General features: G+C 58.1%; 17 protein-coding genes. 16 read left to right on the top strand and 1 reads right to left on the bottom strand.

What is annotated here, in order from left to right; all coding sequences use genetic code 11:
* The first annotated feature begins 131 nt into the window (after nt 1–131).
* From CVT63_04210 to CVT63_04200, 3 genes are read left to right on the top strand one after another with little or no spacing between them, the layout of a single operon-like run.
* Nucleotides 132–1,448 carry a phenylacetate--CoA ligase gene (locus CVT63_04210; GenBank protein PKQ28176.1) on the top strand — a complete coding sequence of 439 codons (1,317 nt, stop codon included), beginning with the start codon at nt 132–134 and terminating at the stop codon, nt 1,446–1,448.
* A 9-nt stretch (nt 1,449–1,457) separates the two neighbouring features.
* A complete protein-coding gene (locus tag CVT63_04205; protein PKQ28174.1) occupies nt 1,458–1,892 on the top strand; it encodes an amino acid-binding protein in 435 nt (144 codons plus the stop codon).
* A gap of 7 nt (nt 1,893–1,899) precedes the next feature.
* Nucleotides 1,900–2,319, top strand: coding sequence for a secondary thiamine-phosphate synthase enzyme (locus CVT63_04200; protein PKQ28173.1), 420 nt, complete (start codon nt 1,900–1,902; stop codon nt 2,317–2,319).
* Between the two features lie 3 nt (nt 2,320–2,322).
* On the opposite strand, the gene CVT63_04195 is transcribed toward CVT63_04200, so the two are convergent.
* On the bottom strand, nt 2,323–3,558 hold the full coding sequence (locus CVT63_04195) for a hypothetical protein (protein ID PKQ28172.1): 1,236 nt from the start codon (nt 3,556–3,558) through the stop codon (nt 2,323–2,325).
* An 85-nt stretch (nt 3,559–3,643) separates the two neighbouring features.
* Between CVT63_04195 and dxs the strand changes: the two genes are divergently transcribed.
* The 13 genes from dxs to CVT63_04130 all read left to right on the top strand — a co-directional run bounded on the left by dxs (nt 3,644) and on the right by CVT63_04130 (nt 18,412).
* Nucleotides 3,644–5,590 carry a 1-deoxy-D-xylulose-5-phosphate synthase gene (dxs, locus tag CVT63_04190; GenBank protein ID PKQ28171.1) on the top strand — a complete coding sequence of 649 codons (1,947 nt, stop codon included), beginning with the start codon at nt 3,644–3,646 and terminating at the stop codon, nt 5,588–5,590.
* Nucleotides 5,587–6,354, top strand: coding sequence for a TlyA family rRNA (cytidine-2'-O)-methyltransferase (locus CVT63_04185; GenBank protein ID PKQ28170.1), 768 nt, complete (start codon nt 5,587–5,589; stop codon nt 6,352–6,354). The genes dxs and CVT63_04185 overlap by 4 nt, the downstream gene beginning before the upstream one ends.
* 71 nt (nt 6,355–6,425) lie before the next feature.
* Complete coding sequence (locus tag CVT63_04180) at nt 6,426–7,328, top strand: NAD(+) kinase (protein ID PKQ28169.1); 903 nt, start codon at nt 6,426–6,428, stop codon at nt 7,326–7,328.
* The gene (recN, locus tag CVT63_04175; GenBank protein PKQ28168.1) at nt 7,312–9,069 is read left to right on the top strand and encodes a DNA repair protein RecN; all 1,758 of its coding nucleotides are present in this window, start codon (nt 7,312–7,314) and stop codon (nt 9,067–9,069) included. Before CVT63_04180 ends, recN begins: the two co-directional genes overlap by 17 nt.
* Nucleotides 9,070–9,130: 61 nt before the next feature.
* Nucleotides 9,131–10,279 (top strand): hypothetical protein, encoded by a 1,149-nt coding sequence (locus CVT63_04170; GenBank protein ID PKQ28175.1) that lies wholly within the window; start codon nt 9,131–9,133, stop codon nt 10,277–10,279.
* 13 nt (nt 10,280–10,292) lie between these two features.
* The gene (locus tag CVT63_04165) at nt 10,293–11,132 is read left to right on the top strand and encodes a hypothetical protein (GenBank protein ID PKQ28167.1); all 840 of its coding nucleotides are present in this window, start codon (nt 10,293–10,295) and stop codon (nt 11,130–11,132) included.
* Nucleotides 11,133–11,241: 109 nt separating this feature from the next.
* Nucleotides 11,242–11,937, top strand: a complete 696-nt coding sequence (locus tag CVT63_04160; protein PKQ28166.1) for a glycosyl transferase — start codon at nt 11,242–11,244, stop codon at nt 11,935–11,937.
* Nucleotides 11,934–12,800, top strand: a complete 867-nt coding sequence (locus CVT63_04155) for a hypothetical protein (GenBank protein ID PKQ28165.1) — start codon at nt 11,934–11,936, stop codon at nt 12,798–12,800. Before CVT63_04160 ends, CVT63_04155 begins: the two co-directional genes overlap by 4 nt.
* A gap of 208 nt (nt 12,801–13,008) precedes the next feature.
* Nucleotides 13,009–14,667 carry a CTP synthase gene (locus CVT63_04150; GenBank protein ID PKQ28164.1) on the top strand — a complete coding sequence of 553 codons (1,659 nt, stop codon included), beginning with the start codon at nt 13,009–13,011 and terminating at the stop codon, nt 14,665–14,667.
* Nucleotides 14,664–15,821, top strand: coding sequence for a peptidase M20 (locus CVT63_04145; protein PKQ28163.1), 1,158 nt, complete (start codon nt 14,664–14,666; stop codon nt 15,819–15,821). The genes CVT63_04150 and CVT63_04145 overlap by 4 nt, the downstream gene beginning before the upstream one ends.
* Nucleotides 15,822–15,871: 50 nt before the next feature.
* Nucleotides 15,872–16,909, top strand: coding sequence for a DUF3866 domain-containing protein (locus CVT63_04140; GenBank protein ID PKQ28162.1), 1,038 nt, complete (start codon nt 15,872–15,874; stop codon nt 16,907–16,909).
* Entirely contained in the window at nt 16,899–17,471 is a 573-nt protein-coding gene (locus CVT63_04135; GenBank protein ID PKQ28161.1) for an ADP-ribose pyrophosphatase, read from the top strand. The genes CVT63_04140 and CVT63_04135 overlap by 11 nt, the downstream gene beginning before the upstream one ends.
* The gene (locus CVT63_04130; GenBank protein PKQ28160.1) at nt 17,468–18,412 is read left to right on the top strand and encodes a tyrosine recombinase; all 945 of its coding nucleotides are present in this window, start codon (nt 17,468–17,470) and stop codon (nt 18,410–18,412) included. The genes CVT63_04135 and CVT63_04130 overlap by 4 nt, the downstream gene beginning before the upstream one ends.
* Nucleotides 18,413–18,416 lie beyond the last annotated feature (4 nt).

Genomic DNA, 18,416 nt, shown 5'->3' with positions numbered 1-18,416 from the left:
ACGGGGTCTCCTCCCAAGTCAAGACGAATTTGACATCCCCGCGAGCGGGGATCAAGGAGAGGTGTGTCTTGACTTGGGCTTCTTACAGGTGACCCCTGGCTGTGTTAGTATGATTTGCTGTTTGATAGATGATGTTCAAGGTGGTGAATCGAGTGTATAACCGTGAGATAGAGTCGATGGATAGAGAGCGGCTGGCGGAGCTCCAGCTCGCCAAGCTTAAGAGTACCGTGAAGCGTTGTGAAGAGATGGTTCCCTTTTATCACGCGAAGCTCCAGGATCGAGGTGTGAGCTGGCGGGACATCAACTCGCTCGACGATATCGAGAAGCTTCCGTTCACGACGAAAGACGACCTCCGTGAGAACTATCCGTTTGGCATGTTCGCGGTTCCCACGCGCGACATCGTCAGAGTACACGCTTCCTCGGGCACGACCGGTGTCCCGATTGTCGCCGGTTACACGAGCAGGGATATCGAAGTCTGGTCGGAGCTGGTTGCCCGAGCGCTCGTGGCGTGCGGAGTCGATTCATCAGACACCGTCCAGGTCGCGTATGACTATGGTCTGTTCACCGGCGGACTCGGGCTCCACTACGGGGTCGAGAAGATAGGAGGCTCGGTGATCCCGATATCTGGAGGCAACGCCAAGCGCCAGATCCGCATGATGGTGGATCTCGGCGCGACAGTTCTCTGTTGCACCCCGTCGTACGCCCTGTTCATGGCGGAAACAGCGCAGGAGATGGGCGTCGATTTCAAGAATCTCAAGTTGAAGTGCGGCGTTTTTGGGGCGGAGCCGTGGAGCGATCACATGCGTGAAAAGATAGAGAGGTTGCTGAACCTGTCGGCGTTTGACATCTACGGGGTCGCCGAAGTCATGGGGCCTGGCGTGTCGATCGAGTGTGAGTGCAAGAACGGCCTCCACGTGTTCGAAGACGCGTTCATCGCTGAGACGATTAAACCGGACACAGGAGAAAAGCTTTCCGCAGGAGAGCAGGGCGAACTGGTTTTCACCACCATCAACAAGGAGGGCATGCCGCTCATCAGGTACAGGACGTGCGACATCACGACACTCAATGAAGAACCGTGCCAGTGCGGAAGGACACACGTCAGGATGCAACGCGTTAGGGGCAGGACTGACGACATGCTCATTATTGGGGGAGTCAACGTGTTTCCGTCTCAGATCGAGACGGTGCTCATGCAGATCGAGGGGATATCCCCTCATTATCAGATAGTAGTAGAGCGCGAGGCCGGTCTCGATACGCTCGAAGTATGGGTCGAACTCTCTCCTGAAATGTTCTCGGATCGGATAGGGGGCCTCGAGGAGTGGCAGAAGGTCATTGAGGAAGAGATACAGAGCTATCTGGGAATAGGCGTCAAGGTCATGCTTATGGAGCCCAGGAGCATCGCCCGCAGCGAGGGCAAGGCGGTTCGCGTGATCGATAATCGTGAGATATAGGAGGTGGTGATGGCGGTCAAGCAGATATCCGTGTTTTTGGAGAACAAGTCGGGGAGACTGCTCGACGTAACCCGCAACTTGCGTGAGACGGGCATCAACATCAGGGCCCTATGCGTCGCGGACACGTGCGATTATGGAGTGGTGCGCCTGATAGTCGATGATCCTAACAAAGCGCTTGACGAACTCAAGGCGCGTGGATTCACCGCTAAAGAAACCGATGTCCTGGCGGTAGAAGTGGATGATCGTCCAGGGGGGCTGTGCGAAGTCATAAAGCCGCTCGTCGAACAGGAGATAAACATCGAGTACGTGTACTGCTTCCTCGGGAAAGCAGTTGGCGGGGGGGCTATCGTGATCATCAGGGTCGCGGAGGTTTCGCGGGCGGTTGGAGCGCTCAAGGTAGCCGGATTCAGAGTCATTCCAGCAGAAGAGCTGTACTCGATGTGAATGCCGGATGAGTGTGGTTAGAGAAGGGTTCACTGTTTCGACCCGCGGGGACGCGGATGTGGTTGATGTCACGTCCAGCGTGTCCGAAGCTGTTCGGCGGTCCGGCGTTCACTCTGGCATCGTGACAATTTTTGTTCCCGGATCGACGGGGGCTGTGACGACGATCGAGTACGAGCCCGGTCTCGTCGAGGACATCGACGAGGCGTTCGATCGCCTCGCTCCGCGGGAACTCGAGTATCATCACAACCAGCGCTGGCACGATGGCAATGGGCACTCCCACGTGCGGGCGTCGCTCATGGGACCGTCGTTGACTGTTCCTTTCACGAGCGGAAAACTCGAGATCGGCATCTGGCAGCAGATCGTCCTCGTGGATTTCGACAACAGGCCAAGGGAGCGCGATATCGTTTGTCAGGTGCTCGGGGAGTAGTTGTCAGCCAAGCGCAGGGGGACGTTCATCGTCCGTGTCGCTACGTGGTCGGGGGCGTGGCTTGCGCGCGGCGTCACTGTCTATCTCCTCGAGCAGCAAGGTTGTCAGTTTGACCGCGCGATCAAGTGAAGCGCGGTTCACGACATCATAAACATCGGCGGTGTTTCGCCAGCCCGCGTAAGTTCCTCCAACGCCACCGCCGCCGATGGTAATCGTTTTGTAACCCCTTACGCGGGCGGCCATGGCGTCACTTTTTTTCACGCGGCACTTTCCCTTTCCGCATTTGACGCCTTTGGAACGCGCCGCGGCGGCAAGTGCAAGGCGCCTTAACTTCCAGGAGCAGCGGAAGCCGAGCATTGCTCCCTCGCGCGTGATGATTTTTGTGTCTCCCGAGCCGCAGTGGTCGAGATTGATTATGAAGGCATCGCGCATGTGGCGGCCGCGCCGGCGAAGGAAGGAAATCATTCCCCTGGCGCCTGCCCACCCGCGGCCTGTAGCCACGCCCCATATCTCTGTGTTGTCAAGTGGCGCTGATGCCACGTGAGTCATGACGGAGATAAGCGCTCCAACCCCGGAAGCGTTGTCGTTGGCGCCGGCCGTATAGCGTCCGTGAAACTCTCCCCATGCTATCAATATGGACATGAGCGCCAGGTACGCGGGAAACGGCGATGCGCAGAGCCAGAAAATGGAAATAGCGTTGGCGTTCACTTTTGTGAGCGACGCTCCGATCACTCCCGCTCCCACGAGCATAATAGCCGTTACGCACGCGAACGAAATAATGTGGAGCGCCCGGAACGATCGCGCGAGCGCGCGGCGCCCCAGCGGTGAGCTCTTTGCGCTGTCGTAGTTGGCTACGATGACCACTTTCCTGCGAACAGTTCCCGATGGACGCGCTATGGCGACGACGTTTGAAGCGCTACTGCGTGGAAACAACCGCGATATTACAGCCCAGGTGTAGGTCTCCATCTGGAAGACGAGGAACGCGAGGATCGATATCGCCAGGCCGGCGGCGTAGTTGAAACGGAACAGCAGGTATGCGGCTATTGAGAGCATATAAATCGTCAGCAGGCCGTACATGTCCGATTTCCACGTGGAAAATGTTTCCACGCTGGTTTCGAGGTTGGAATCGTGAAAAGCGCGCAAAATATAGGAGGCGGCGGCGCCCTCGCCGGAGGTTCCCGCGCCGCGCGCGCCGATGCGTTTTGAGAGGTAAAGAACGTGCTTGCTTGGTGGATCCATTCGAGTATATTAACACAGGGATCGGATCGAAAAGCGCGCGCGCCGGATCGTTGTTTCCTGTACGCGCGCGCGGACGTTCGATACAATGTTGTTGATATTCAAGGATCCGAGGGTGGATCAGAAGCAAAGTGGAAAAGCATTGGATAAATTACCAAAAGATTATTCTGTTCTGGCGCGGGTGGATTCTCCGCGCGATTTGCGACTTCTCAGCAGAACCGAACTCGAGCGTCTCGCTTCCGAGATACGTGAACTGATAATAAGCACGACCAGTGTTTCGGGAGGGCATCTGGCGTCGAGCCTGGGCGCCGTGGAAATTACTATAGCTTTGCACCGCGCGCTCGATTCTCCGCGCGACAAGATTATCTGGGACGTAGGCCATCAGGCGTACGCGCACAAGATCATTACCGGAAGGAGAGAAGAGTTTTCCACGTTGCGCCGACTCGACGGGATCAGCGGTTTTCCAAGGAGATCCGAGAGCCCTCACGATATCGTGAACAGCGGCCACGCGGGAGCGTCGATCGCCTACGGCCTCGGGCTTGCGCTCGCGCGCGATCTGCTGGAAGAAGAATATGCGGTGTGCTCGGTCATCGGGGACGGTTCGATGACCGCCGGGGTTGCTTACGAGGCGATGAACCAGGCCGGACACCAGTTGAACTCGAATTTCATCATCCTTCTCAATGATAACGAGATGTCGATATCGAAGAACGTGGGCGGGTTCGCCGCTTACCTCTCACGGTTGCGGATCAAGCCCGGGTATACTCACACGAAAAAAGAGATCGAAGATATTTTGCTGGCGATGCCTGGCCTGGGCAAGGGCCTCGTAAACCTGGTTACACATGTCAAAGAAGCTATAACACACACTCTGATTCCCGGTATGATGTTCGAGGCGCTGGGCTTAAAGTACGTGGGCCCGATTGATGGGCACGATATCCTGGAGGTCGAGGAGGCTATACGCGAGGCTTGGGAAATCGAAGGCACGGTTCTTCTTCACGTGGTCACTGTGAAAGGCAAGGGATACAGCCATTCAGAAAATCGGCCGGAGAAGTTTCACGGTGTTTCCGCGTTTGACTGGCCAACCGGGAAATTGCGCAAGAAAGCCGGATCTCGCACATATACCAGGCTCTTCTCGGACGCGATGGTCTCTCTCGCGCTCGAGAGACCGGCGCTTGTCGCGATCACGGCGGCCATGAAGAGTGGCGCCGGCCTGGAGGAGTTTGGCGATAGGTTTCCGACAAGGTTCTTTGATGTTGGCATCGCCGAGCAGTTGGGCGTCAATGTGGCGGCGGGGCTGGCGCTTGGAGGATGTGAGCCTGTTGTGGCGATCTACTCGACGTTTCTACAACGGGCGTTCGACCAGATATCCCAGGAGGTGTGCCTGCAAAACCTGGGTGTTGTTTTCGCCGTGGATCGCGCGGGGATAGTGGGGCAAGATGGCGCGACTCACCACGGGTACTTCGATGTGTCGTACCTGCGCATGCTTCCAAACATGACGGTGATGGCGCCGGCTTCCGGTGCTGAACTCGAGGAGATGTTGCGTTTCGCCGTGGAGTTGGGCTCGCCGGCCGCAGTCAGGTTTCCCAGGGGCGAAGCGTTCGAGATGGAAGGTGTCGCGCCGCAACCACTGGTTTTGGGGAAAGGCCAGGTGATAAAGGAAGGCGGTGACATAGTTTTATTCGCGCTGGGAGATATGGTTGAGACGGCTCTCGCGGTTTCTCGAAAGCTCGAGCGCGATGGCGTGTCAACGGCCGTGGTGAACGCGCGGTTCGCGAAACCGATAGATGAGGATTTTGTCGCATCGGCGGCGTTGGGGAAGAAAATTGCTGTTACGCTGGAGGATAACGTCGTTTCCGGGGGTTACGGCAGCGGGATCAAGTCGGCTCTCGACGCGAGTGCGCCGGGCCTGCCGGTTCACGTCATGGGCCTACCCGATCGCTTCATTGAGCACGGTACTGTGCTTGAGCTTCTCGAGCAGGTTGGGCTGTCGCCGGAATCCGTGTCGTCCGGGATCCGTTTCTGGCTCGAGGGCGCATGAGAAAGAGGCTCGACCAATACCTCGCTGACGCGGGTTACTTTGAGAGCCGCGCCCGCGCGAAGGCGGCGGTCATGGAAGGCGCGATCACTGTCGATGGGCGCGCGGACATGAAACCGGGCTCGCAGGTGAGCGGGCTGGAGAGGGTCGAAGTGCTGGCGCCCAAGAGAAGATATGTTTCGCGCGGAGGCGTCAAGCTCGCGGGGGCGATAGAGGATTTTGGGATAGACGTGTCCGGGCGCAGCGTTCTCGACGTGGGGGCTTCGACCGGTGGTTTCACGGACTATCTCCTTCAAGCGGGCGCGCGCAGGGTGGTGGCGCTCGACGTGGGGAGAGGCCAGTTGCACTGGAAGCTGAGGCAGGATGAGCGGGTTACGGTCCTCGAGGGATTCAACGCGAGGGAACTCACAGGCGCGGTTCTACCGTTCGAGCCGGATTTCGCGGTGATCGACGTCTCTTTTATCTCGCTGAAAAAAGTGATAGAGCCGGTGCTAACGGTAATGGCGAAAGATGGAGATGTCATCGCGCTGGTAAAGCCCCAGTTCGAAGCCGGAATTGGCATGGCGCCAAAAGGAGTCGTCAGGGATCCAGCCGTGCACAAGCGTGTTCTCACGGAGATCAATGATTGGCTGAAGGAAAGAGGGCTGACGATTGGCGGCGTAACCCCCTCAAAGATCAAGGGCCCAAAAGGTAACGTCGAGTTCTTCATAACGATATCGAAAACGCATAATGGGGTCAAACCATATTATGCGTTTTGCGATAGATAAATGAGGGTGCGCATAGAAACGCATAATATGGTTTGACCCCATTATGCGTTTTGGAGGAGGCTGCTGATCGAATGGTGGGAAAAACACAGTTGTTGGGGAATGATCATCGCAAGAAGGTTCTTATAATTCCGCACGTGCGAAAGCCGGGCGTAAAGGAGCTCGTCCTCGAGGTCTCGAACTGGCTGGAACGCCATGGGGCGCCGTATTTTTTACTCGAGCGCGACGCGGCCACGCTGGGTCTCGACCTGCCTTTCGCGAGTCTTGACTCAGCCGGGGAGATCGGGCTCGTGATCGCACTTGGCGGCGATGGGACGATGCTGCACGCCATCGATCTCATGCGAGGGATGGACGTGCCGGTAGTCGGGATAAACATCGGCAAGCTTGGGTTCCTCACCGCTGTTGATGCTCACCATTCGGTTTCAGCGCTGGATGATATATTCGCGGGAAAGTACGTGATTAGCGAGCGAATGCCAGTTGGGTGCACGGTGAGTTCGACCGGCGAAAGTTCCGTGTATCGAGCGCTAAACGAGATAGTAGTGGGAAAGCTTATCAGGGAAAGGCTCATTCATATCTCGACATACGTGAACGGGCTATTTTTCATGAGGTACTCAGGCGACGGCCTCATATTCGCGAGCTCGACAGGTTCAACGGCCTACTCGCTGTCGGCCGGTGGACCGATCGTCACGCCGGACTTGCGGTGTCTGCTGTTGACGCCGATCTGCGCGCATATGCTTTTCGCGAGGCCAATGGTGCTTGACGCGACTGATCGCGTAATGGTGACGGTGGAAGGCGCGCCGGAGCGCCTGTCATTGAGCGTTGACGGCCGTCTCGACGTCGAGATCCCGTCAGGCGCGGCCATCGAGTTCTACGCCCTTGAGGAAACGGTGAAAATAATGGAGCTCGTGGACGCTTCCTTCTACGGAACCGTTCGCCGCAAGTTCATGCGGCCTCCCGCGGGTGAGGATATGTCTTGAGGGAGGCGCATTGTTCTCGTATCTGAAAGTCTCGGATCTCGCGCTGGTGGAGAGCGTGGAGGTGGAGTTCCACTCCGGCCTGAATGTCCTGACAGGCGAGACGGGCGCCGGCAAGACGGTGCTGATAGGCGCAATCGGGCTGCTGCTTGGCGACCGTGGCGCAGGCCAGATGGTGCGCGCCGGTTCTCGAGAGGCTGTGCTCGAGGCGTCTTTTGACCTGTCCGGAACCCCGCATCTGTCAGCGTCGCTTGCCGCCATGGGTTACATACAGGAGGACGAGCAGGAACTTACGCTCACTCGCCGGTTGCCGAAAGACGGAAAGAGCCGCTGTACGGTGAACGGGCGTCTCTGTCCGGTGTCGGCGTGTGCGGCTATCGGGGATATTTTGCTCGAGGTGCACGGTCAGAATACTCACCAGGCTTTGCTGAAGCGTTCTTCGCACATCGATTATCTTGATCGCTATGCTGGCGCAGACCACGTGGAGCGGCTCAAAAAGTATCGCAGTGAATATGAACGCTTGCGCGCGTTGCTTGCGGAGAGAAAGAACGTTTTTGGGAAGATCGGAGGAGTTGACGCGACGAGAGAGTCAGAGCTTCTCTCGTACGAGATAGCCGAGATAGACGCCTCCGCGCCCGTGTCCGGCGAACTCGAGTCCTTAGACGAGCAGGCGTCCAGATTAAAGCATTCGTCGGAGCTGTGGGAGCTTGCTTCGAAGGTGGAGGGCGTTTTACGCGCCGGAGAACAATCGGCCGTCACGGTCGTGGATCTTTTGAGTCAGGCGGCCCTCGATTTATCGCGAATGACATCGCTGGACGCATCGTTGAGCGCGCTCTCTTCGAGATTCGACTCCATTGCGCTGGAATCCGAGGATCTCGCGCGAGATGTGGCCGCTTACAGGGATAACCTCGACACGGACCCTTTGGAGCTGGAGAAAATATCTTCGAGACTCACCGCGCTCCGCGAGTTGTGTCGCAAGTACGGTGGATCACTGGAGGCCGCGCTGGATTACCGCTGTGCGGCGGCGTCGAGACTGGAGGAGATCAGAGCGTCAGACGCGCGCGCGAGCGCTGTTGACGCTGAGATTGACGAAGCGCGCGAGAGTGCGACTGAACTCGCAAAAGCGCTGTCCGAAGGTAGATTGAATGCCGTCACGTCGCTCGAGCGGGATGTCGCGTCGCAGATGTCCGATCTCGATCTTGAGAGCGCGCGTTTTGCCGTCGAGATCAAAACGCGTTCCCTTGACAAAGACGAAAATCTGACAGGACGCCTTGGTTCCACCGGTTGCGACAGCGTGGAGTTTCTCTTCGCTCCGGCGAGCGAAGTGCCGCCCGCGCCACTTACGCATATCGCGTCGGGAGGTGAGATGTCCAGAGTGATGCTGGCGCTCAAGATAGTGCTTGCCGGGGCGGACAGGTTGCCGGTTCTGGTCTTTGACGAGGTTGACGCCGGCATCGGTGGAGAGACAGCGGCGAGCATCGGTAAGAAGTTGCGTGAGCTTACTGAGTACCATCAGGTATTTTGTGTGACGCACCTTCCGCAGATTGCCAGTTTTGCCGATTGGCAGTACGGCGTCTTTAAGACGCCTGGCGATGCCGCCAGCACGGAGATCGCGCTTCTGGGCGATGAGGAAAGGGTGGCGGAGATTTGCAGGATGCTTGGGGATTCCAGTGGACGCAAGGTGACGTGCGAGCATGCCAGGGACATCTTGAAGCGCGCGGGCAAAAGTAAGCGAGCGCGTTGAAAGAATATGAGATAATTGCCCGGGGTGAGAGATTATGAAGGCGCCAACGCAGGCGGTTGCCATGTCGCAAAACGATAGCGTCATAGCGACGGCCAGGCTCGACAAAAGAACAAAGAATCTTGTGAAGCGGCTTTGCGAGGGCGAGGTCGCGATCATAGATCACCCGGATGTCGATCGCGTTTCGGCGGAAGCGCTGATAGAGAGAAAACCTTCGTGCGTGGTGAACGCGGCGTGTTCGGTTACGGGCGTATACCCTAATCTCGGACCGCTGATGATAATCGCCTCTGGCATCCCAATAATAGACGAGGTCGGCGGCGGCGTATTCGAGCGTGTTAGCGAGGGCGATACGGTTCAGGTGGTTGGCGGGGCGCTGATGCGCGATGGGGATGAGATCGCGCGGGGCAAAACGCTGACGCTGGCCGATATTGAGCAACGTATCGAGATGAGCAAGAAGAGGCTGGGAAAGCACCTCGTGGATTTTGCGGCAAATACAATGGAACTGCTGGACGTCGAGAAGGAAATACTGCTCGAGAGCGTTGAACTGCCGCACATAGCCACACGCTTTCGGGGCAGGCATGCGCTCATAGTCGTACGTGGCCACAACTACAAAAGGGATCTTCGCGCGCTCAGGTCGTACGTGAGGGAGACCAAGCCTGTTCTTGTCGCGGTGGACGGCGGCGCCGACGCTCTTTTTGAGATGGGATACAAACCGGACATGGTCGTGGGAGACATGGACAGTGTTACCGATCAGGCGCTCCTCGACAAAGCGGAGATCGTCGTGCACGGCTACGCGGACGGCAGCGCTCCCGGCAAGAAACGCCTGGATTCGCTGGGGGTTAGAAGCACTGTCTTCCATTATCCGGGAACCAGCGAGGATATCGCGATGCTCATTGCTTACGAGAAAGGCGCCGAAATGATCGTGCTTGTCGGCGGGCACACCAATCTTGTCGATTTCCTGGAAAAAGACAGGAAAGGGATGGCGAGCACGTTTCTCGTGAGGCTTCGCGTCGGGGCGTCGCTCATCGACGCCAAAGGAGTTGGTGAGCTGTACCACACAAGAGCCGAGGGCTGGCACTTCGCGCTGATGGCTCTGGTGGCGCTGGCACTGGTGGTTGTTGTCATTTTTCTTTCAGAGCCGGCCAGGCAGTTTATATCTGTTATGGCGATGCGCTTTCAGGTCTGGCTCATGAAATTCGAGAATCTTATTTAGTGGGGGTGTGAATTTGATTGACATGCGGTATCACGCAATATCGCTGGTGGCGGTTTTTGTGGCGCTTGCCATTGGGATGCTTATCGGGACATCCCTTGTGGAGCGCGGGCTTATTGTTGAGCAGAAGGCGCAGATCAAGTCACTGCGCCGGACTTTTGATGAAATCAAAGCGAAGAACGCGTCTCTGCATGACGAACTAACAGCTCATTTGAGGTTTGGCGACGAAGCGCGCCCGTACCTGGTGACCAACATGCTCGCGGGCAGGAGCTTCGCGTTGATAACGGGTGAAAATTTTGATGAGAACGCTGTCAAAAAGATACTCGAAGGGGTAGGCGCGGCGGGAGGCGCAATCCCCATTACCATAAACATCTCGGATTCAAAGGCGTTTTCCGACCAGACGGTCGCTTCAAAACTGGAGGCGTTGTTCCAGGCGCCCGCCGGAGCGCAGGATCTCAAAGAGAGAGTTTTTACCGAGATCGTCAACCAGCTTCAAACCGCTGCAAACACAGCTATCCTCAGTACGCTGGAGCAGCTGGGGGTAATTCACGTGATAGGCGTTCTTGCCGCCCCCGTTTCCGGCGCGGTGTTGCTGGGGCCGGTTGAATCACAGTCGTTGGACAAGACCGATACGCCCCTTGTGAAAACTTTTACGTCGAGGGTGTTTCCGCTTGTCGCGGTTGTCGGGAGCGACACGGAACAATCGGTTGTAACCGTTTACAAGAAGAACGGCGTCTCAACCGTGGATCACGTGGACACTGTTCCGGGTGAGGTAGCGCTGGACATGGCTCTTGCGGGCAAGCCCGGCAATTTTGGAAGCGGCGGCGCGGCTAGCCGCATGTTGCCCGCGCCATAACGCATAATGGGGTCAAACCAAAATATGCGTTTTGTAACAGATCAATGATGGGAATGCGCATAAAAACGCATATTTTGGTTTGACCCCATTATGCGTTTTAGGAACGGGAGTGTTCTCAAACGTGAAAGTGGTTGCTGTAGTAAGCGCATACAATGAGGAAGAGAGGATCGGAAGCACGGTCACGGCGCTGCTCGGGCTGGATGAGATAGAGCGGGTAATCGTCGTCGATGACGGTTCCACTGATCGATCCGCCATTAACGCCGCCGCCGCCGGCGCCAATCTTGTGATAAACGGAAGCAATCTTGGCAAAGGCGGATCGCTCAACCGTGTCCTGGAGAACCTTTGTTTTGACGTGGTTTTGCTCGTTGATGGAGACCTCGCGTCTCACGCGGCCGAGGCGGAAAAGTTGCTCGCGAGCGTGCTTTGCGGAAAGGCCGATCTGGCAATCGCGGCTTTCCCTGCTCCAGCGAAAAAGGGCGGTTTTGGTATCGCGCAGGGGATTGCGCGCCGTGGCGTGAAACAGTTGACCGATCTTGACATGCGCTCGCCAATCTCGGGGCAAAGGGCTATGACGAGAGCCGTCTTTGATGCCGTGTCGCCGTTTCGGCCCGGGTTCGGCGTGGAGGTGGCGATGACCATTGACGCCCACATGGCCGGATTTCGCGTAATAGAGGTCGAAACGTCGATGTCGCACCGTGAGACTGCCAGAGACCTGGAGGGTTTCATGCACCGCGGACGGCAGTTTATTGACATTGTCAGAGCGCTCGCCCGTCAGGCGGTTGCGGCGTTGAGGAGCGCGAGTTGAAGGCCGCAGTCGTGTTCGCGGGTTCGGCGGTGGGCGCGTGCGCGCTTCTTGCGATGTTGCGGCCGCTTCTCGCGCACCCTTCGCTGTCCAGAATCAACTATGCGGGACGTGATATCCCGACAGCCGCCGGAATCCTGTTCCCCGCGGTTTACGTGCCTGCTTGCGTAATTATCTTGATGGTCGAAGGCGGGGGAACGCAGGTTTTCGGCGTTCGAGAATCCCTCTTGCTGCTGGTGGTCGGGATGTGTTTGCTGGGCCTGGTGGACGACGTCGCCGGCAACCGTGACGCGCGTGGCTTTAAGGGGCACTTCAAGGCGCTTTTCAACGGTGAAGTGACAACCGGCATGCTAAAGGCGGCTGGAGGTTTTGTTCTCGCGATTGCCGCCGTGATTTCTTTCTCGCTACGGTGGTGGGATGTGATTGTGAACGCCGCCATAATCGCTCTTGCCGCTAATCTCGGCAACTTGATGGATATCGCTCCGGGGAGGTCGATCAAGGTATTTCTGCCGGCGTTCATCGGTGTCGTGGCCCTGAATTGGCGAGCTCCAGTAGATGTCATGCCATATCTTCTGGTGGTAGGCGCGACAGCTCTCGCGCTGTTTTCGGGCGACCTTGCCGAGCGATTCATGCTTGGCGACGCAGGATCGAACGTGCTGGGGGCTACTATCGGGCTTGCCGTGGCCGTTGGGGCCGGTTGGTGGTGGAGGCTCGAGGCGTTGGCGTTTCTGCTCCTCATGAACGCGCTCTCCGAGAAGTTCTCTTTTTCAAGCATAATCGCTTCAAACCGGGCGCTCAACTGGTTAGACTCTCTTGGTAGGATGTACCCCCCTGACAAGGAGGGCGAGGGGGTTGGTGGAAAGTGACGTCTCACGAATAAAAAACGGTTGCGACTGGAGGTAGCCAGTGTTCCGTTCCATAGATAGCTTGACGCACCGAGAGCATTGAGGCGCCGCGTCAGCAAATGGCGCTGCGACCGAGGCGTACTCGGTGAGTACGGCGAGGGAGCGGAACGCAGATGGAGTGGATGCATCGACGCTCGAATGCCAAAATATCTATGGAATGGAGCACTAAATGTCTGCCAAGCACATATTTGTGACAGGCGGAGTGGTTTCGTCGCTTGGGAAAGGGATCACGGCGGCGTCACTGGGCCTGCTGCTGAAGGCTCGTGGCCTGCGGGTGATGATGCAGAAGATCGACCCGTATATCAACGTAGACCCAGGGACAATGAACCCGTTTCAGCACGGCGAAGTGTTTGTGACTGATGACGGCACAGAGACCGACCTCGACCTGGGTCACTACGAGCGATTTGTGGATATCAATCTCCAGCGGGAAAGCAACGTTACGACAGGTGTCATCTACGGGACTGTAATCGACCGGGAGCGCAAAGGAGAGTTTCTTGGCGCGACGGTGCAGGTCATCCCGCACATTACCGACGAGATCAAGCGCCGCATCCTGTCGCTTGCGCGAGATGGCGATGTGGACGTGGCCATCAGTGAGATCGGTGGCACGGTAGGCGACATCGAGAGCCTCCCGTTTCTCGAGGCCGTGAGGCAACTCAGGAAAGATCTCGGGCACGAGAACGTTTGTTATATACACGTCACGCTGGTTCCGTATCTGGAGACTTCCGCCGAACTCAAGACCAAGCCGACACAGCACAGCGTCAAAGAGCTCAAGAGTATCGGCATCCAGCCGGACGCGATAGTATGCCGCTGTGACCGGCAGATTACGGATGACGTCAGGGACAAGATAGCCCTTTTCTGCGACACGGATCGCGAGGCGGTTGTGTCCGCGGTCAACGCCAGCACCATTTACGAAGTGCCGTTGATGCTGAACGAGGCCGGCCTTGACGACTACATCGTCAGGCACCTGGGGCTGCCCTCACATCCGCCCGACATTTCCGAGTGGGCCTCTTTTGTTGGCAGGATAAAGGGGTTAGAGGAAGAAGTGCTGGTGGCTATCGTAGGGAAATACGTGGATCTGCCGGATGCCTACATCAGCATCGTGGAGAGCTTGAACGCCGCGGGAATAAAGCATGGCGTCAACGTGAAGTTCCTGTGGATCGCCTCGGATTCTCTAATGGAAAATCACGGCAAGGAAATGCTCGAGAATGTTCACGGGATACTCGTTCCGGGTGGTTTCGGTGTACGCGGCATCGAAGGGAAGATAGCGGCGATTCAGTACGCGCGCGAAAACGGTATACCGTTTCTCGGCCTGTGTCTCGGGCTGCAGTGCTGCGTCATCGAGTTTGCGCGGCACGTTGCCGGCATGGAGGGCGCCAACTCCTCGGAGTTTGATCCCGACGCGAAATACCCGGTCATAGATCTCATGGAGAATCAGAAAGAAGTGGACAACCTGGGAGGAACCATGCGCCTCGGGCTTTATCCGTGCAAGGTTCTGCCACACACCCGCGCGGCGGAAGCGTACGGCGAAGAAGTTGTCCAGGAAAGGCACCGCCATCGCTATGAGGTTAACAATGCTTTGAGAGGTAGGCTCCAGGATGCTGGGCTGTGTTTCTCCGGGACCTCGCCTGATGGCAGGCTGGTAGAGATAGTTGAAATATCCGAGCACCCATGGTTCGTCGCTTCGCAGTTCCACCCGGAGTTCAAGTCACGGCCGCTGAAGCCGCACCCGCTGTTCCGCGATTTTCTCGGCGCCGCAGTGACGAGGAAGAGGAACTCTGAATCTCGCCTTACGGTCATAGATGGTGACGGGGCGCAGGCGGTGGAATGATCTTCTCAAGCGATCCGGAAGCCGGACGGCTGTTTGAGATATTTCTCGATCTCGTGAAAATTGATAGCGAGTCGGGACATGAAGGCGCCGTGGGCGCCTATGTCAAAGAGTTCTGCGCCGCGCTTGGATTTGCGGCGCAACAGGACGCCGCCGGGCTCGAAACAGGCGGGGAGTGCGGCAATATCATTGTCAGGGCGCCGGCCGGCGTCTTTTTACAGGCGCCTCCGATATTCTTGTGCGCGCACATGGACACGGTGTGCCCGGGCAACCACGTGCTGCCGCTGGACGCCGGAGACCGGTTTGTCAGCATGGGCGAGAGCGTGTTGGGGGCGGATTGCAAAGCAGGGATAGCCGCCATCCTCGCGGCGGTCGAAACGCTTGCAAAATCGGGTGGGCCGTATCGGGCGCTCGAGCTGATTTTTACCGTTCAGGAGGAGCTCGGCCTGATTGGCGCAAAACATCTGGACATGTCGCTCATTGATAGCAAGTGGGGCGTTGTGCTGGATGGGAGTGGAAGCCCGGGCGGTATAGTTGTCCAGGCCCCGAGCCAGGAACGTTTCAGGTTTGTCGTCAGGGGTCGCGCCGCTCACGCCGGCGTAGAACCGGAGAAAGGCATAAACGCTATAGCCTGCGCCGCGCGGGCGATATCCAGCCTGAGGCCTGGCCGCGTTGACGAAGCCACGACGTTGAATGTCGGGCTGATATCCGGTGGAGTCGCCGTGAATGTAGTCCCGGCGCTCGCGGTTGTCGAAGGAGAGTTCCGCGGCCTTTCGGAAGACAGGCTGAACGATGTGCGCGAACTGGCGCTCGGGAGTTTCAAGAAGGCGGCCTCGGAGATGGGTTGTGAGCTCGAAGTCGAGGTGGAGCGCTCTTTTGAGCGCTTCAAGCTGGACGCGTCATCGATGCCTGTTCGTTATCTCTCTCGCGCGCTTGACGCTTGCGGTTTTGAACCGTCGCTTATAGCCAGCGGAGGCGGCAGCGACGCAAATGTGTTTAATCACGCCGGTCTTGAGGCAGCCGTTATGAGCATCGGCGTGCGCAATGCCCACAGCTCCGACGAGTTCATCAAGAAAGATGAACTGCACGGAGTGGCGCGCGTCATTACGAAGCTCGCCCGCGAAGCGGTTGACGAAACCATGGGTGGCACGGCGTGAGTTCCTACCGTCGCGCTACTGTCAGGTCGGTGACTAAAAGGGCGCCCGGGATGTCGGAGGTTGACCTCGAGTTTGAGGACGGCGCCACGGGTCCGGCTGTGGCGCTTGAAGAGATGGTAGGCGCTATCGCGGAAGGGAACCACGTCATCGCGAACATTACCGCGGTCGAGCTGGGCCTCGGCTCCGGCGGTTATCACTTCGTCCTCTGGAACCTGTCGCGGAATTCCCTTGACACAGGGGGTGAAGGGCACATCATGAAACTTCGCTACACTCCACTCCAGTTTAACGTGAAGGCGGCTGAGGAGGTTCTGGGCGATCTCGACGAGGATGAGGATTTGTCGGGTGTTCTTGGGGGAATGCCTGTAATCGCGGGCTCACTGCACAGCCAGTTGCTTCCTGTCGCGCTGGCGTTTCGTGCTGCGTGGCCTCAAGGTAAACTGGTTTACGTGATGACCGACGGAGGAGCGCTGCCGGCGGTGTTCAGCAATACCGCTCGATTCTTGAGGGAAAACGGTTACCTCGAATCAGTCATTACATGCGGCAACGCCTTCGGGGGCGACCTCGAAGCTGTGGGCATACACGGCGCGCTCGTAGTTGCGCGATGTCTCGCGCGCGCGGACGCGGTCGTAGCGCTCATGGGCCCCGGAATTGTGGGAACAGGCTCGAATCTGGGATTCAGCGGGATGGAGCAAGGCATCATCATTAACGCGGCGGAATCGCTGGGGGGCGCGCCGGTGGCAATTGCCCGAATAACGTTCGCGGACGCTCGAGATCGGCACAGGGGCTTGAGCCATCACACGGTTTCCGCGCTCAAGTACGGCGCCCGCGCGGCGGCTACTATCGCTTTGCCGTTGATGCAAGGAGCGCGTGGCGATCTTGCGCGAGAGCAGCTTGCCCAGGCCGAGCTCGGTTCCGCGCACGAGGTGCGCGAGATTGACGCCACTGGAATTGGAAAGCTCATGGAGGAGTGTGAACTCAAGGGGACGGTGATGGGCAGGGGCTTTGACCGCGAGCCCGAGTTCTTCATGGCCGCCGCCGCGGCGGGGATTATCGCGGCGCGCATTGGAGGCGGAAACGGTGGAGTTTGATATTTTCGATCACGAGGTTTTATCCACGGAAAGCGTGTTTGACGGCCGTGTGGTGAAGGTTTACCTCGATGACGTGCGTCTTCCAGACGGAAGGACGGCAAAGTGGGAGCGGGTGTCCCACCCGGGGGCGGTTGGCATTGTCCCTTTGACCGGGGACGGGCGCGTGTTGATGGTAAAGCAGTACAGGCACGCGGTTCGGGACGTGCTGCTGGAGATTCCCGCCGGCAAACTGGATGAGAGCGAAACTCCGATCGAATGCGCGAAGAGAGAGCTTGCCGAGGAAGTGGGGATGAAAGCGGACGTGATGACGCCACTTGCCGAGTTCTATAACTCGCCGGGTTACTCCGACGAGCGGTTTTTCCTTTATCTCGCCCGCGGGCTCGAGCCGGCAGAAGGCGAGTCCGAGCCCGATGAGTTTCTCGAGCTCGTCAGCATAAAACTGGACGGCGCTCATCAGCTCATCTCATCCGGCAAGATATGTGACGCCAAGAGCATAATTGGAATTACGCTCACAAGGTCCTATGTCGCCAGCGACCCGCATGGGCCGGTGGCTCGGCAGTGAGAGAAGATGCCGCCGCTCAGACTGGCGCCTCAGAGCCGTCGCCCGTGTTGTCCTGTGCCGGGGAGTTCCTGAACTACATGGCGATAGAGAAGGGCGCTTCAGTCAATACGGTTGACGCTTACAGGAGGGTGCTTCGGTCGTACGTGGAGTTTCTCGAACCTGGAGGGGCGCGAGAGCCGGATGATATTACCCGCGAGGAGGTCACGAGGTTTGTGGCGTCGCTTTCCTCGCCGGAGGGACGCTCTCTCTCGCCACGTTCGGTTGCTCAGGCCACGAGCGTACTTCGAATGTTTCACCGCTTTGCTGTTGTAGAGGGGTACGCAACGGTGGATCCAACTACCTTGTTGCCTTCGGTCAGGATGCCGCACAGGCTTCCACGCGCTCTTAGCCAGGAGCAGGTCAACAAGCTTCTGTCGTCGCCGCAGGGCGGCGGCGCTTTAGCGGTACGGGATCGTTTGATACTCGAGATGCTGTATGCGACCGGCATGCGGATATCGGAGCTTACCACGCTTGATATGGGTGACCTGGATCTGGCCGAAAAGGTGGTTAGAGCCCACGGCAAAGGCGACAAGTGGAGACTCATACCTTTCGGGAACGCGGCCGAATGCGCCGCAAAGGTTTACCTGCGCGATGCGAGGCCTGAACTTGCGCGTAAGTCGTATTCGCAGGCACTGGTGCTCAACGCGAGGGGCGGGAGGCTGACGCGGCAGGGATGCTGGAAGATCATAAAGGGGCGCGCCCGCGATGCCGGGCTTGAGGATCTGGTGACGCCGCACGGGTTGCGCCACACGTTTGCCACGCACATGCTCGAGGGGGGAGCGAGCCTGCTTGTCGTGCAAGAACTCCTTGGTCACGTAAGCGTCGCGACGACACAGATATACACCGAGGTGACGCGCGATCATCTCAAGACGGTGTACGCGCGGTTCCACCCGCGCGCCTGAGGGG

Source organism: Candidatus Anoxymicrobium japonicum, from assembly GCA_002843005.1.
GTDB lineage: Bacteria > Actinomycetota > Geothermincolia > Fen-727 > Anoxymicrobiaceae > Anoxymicrobium > Anoxymicrobium japonicum.
Note: the sequence above shows the minus strand (reverse complement) of the source record. Positions and strands in the feature narration are given on the sequence as shown.

Excerpts from the sequence above, each read along its gene's own strand:
- dxs (PKQ28171.1), top strand. The coding sequence starts at position 3,644 with ATGTTGTTGATATTCAAGGATCCGAGGGTGGATCAGAAGCAAAGTGGA.
- CVT63_04200 (PKQ28173.1), top strand. The coding sequence starts at position 1,900 with ATGAGTGTGGTTAGAGAAGGGTTCACTGTTTCGACCCGCGGGGACGCG.
- CVT63_04195 (PKQ28172.1), bottom strand. The coding sequence starts at position 3,558 with ATGGATCCACCAAGCAAGCACGTTCTTTACCTCTCAAAACGCATCGGC.
- CVT63_04210 (PKQ28176.1), top strand. The coding sequence starts at position 132 with ATGTTCAAGGTGGTGAATCGAGTGTATAACCGTGAGATAGAGTCGATG.
- CVT63_04145 (PKQ28163.1), top strand. The coding sequence starts at position 14,664 with ATGATCTTCTCAAGCGATCCGGAAGCCGGACGGCTGTTTGAGATATTT.
- CVT63_04140 (PKQ28162.1), top strand. The coding sequence starts at position 15,872 with ATGTCGGAGGTTGACCTCGAGTTTGAGGACGGCGCCACGGGTCCGGCT.
- CVT63_04170 (PKQ28175.1), top strand. The coding sequence starts at position 9,131 with ATGTCGCAAAACGATAGCGTCATAGCGACGGCCAGGCTCGACAAAAGA.
- CVT63_04205 (PKQ28174.1), top strand. The coding sequence starts at position 1,458 with ATGGCGGTCAAGCAGATATCCGTGTTTTTGGAGAACAAGTCGGGGAGA.
- CVT63_04150 (PKQ28164.1), top strand. The coding sequence starts at position 13,009 with ATGTCTGCCAAGCACATATTTGTGACAGGCGGAGTGGTTTCGTCGCTT.
- CVT63_04185 (PKQ28170.1), top strand. The coding sequence starts at position 5,587 with ATGAGAAAGAGGCTCGACCAATACCTCGCTGACGCGGGTTACTTTGAG.
- CVT63_04180 (PKQ28169.1), top strand. The coding sequence starts at position 6,426 with ATGGTGGGAAAAACACAGTTGTTGGGGAATGATCATCGCAAGAAGGTT.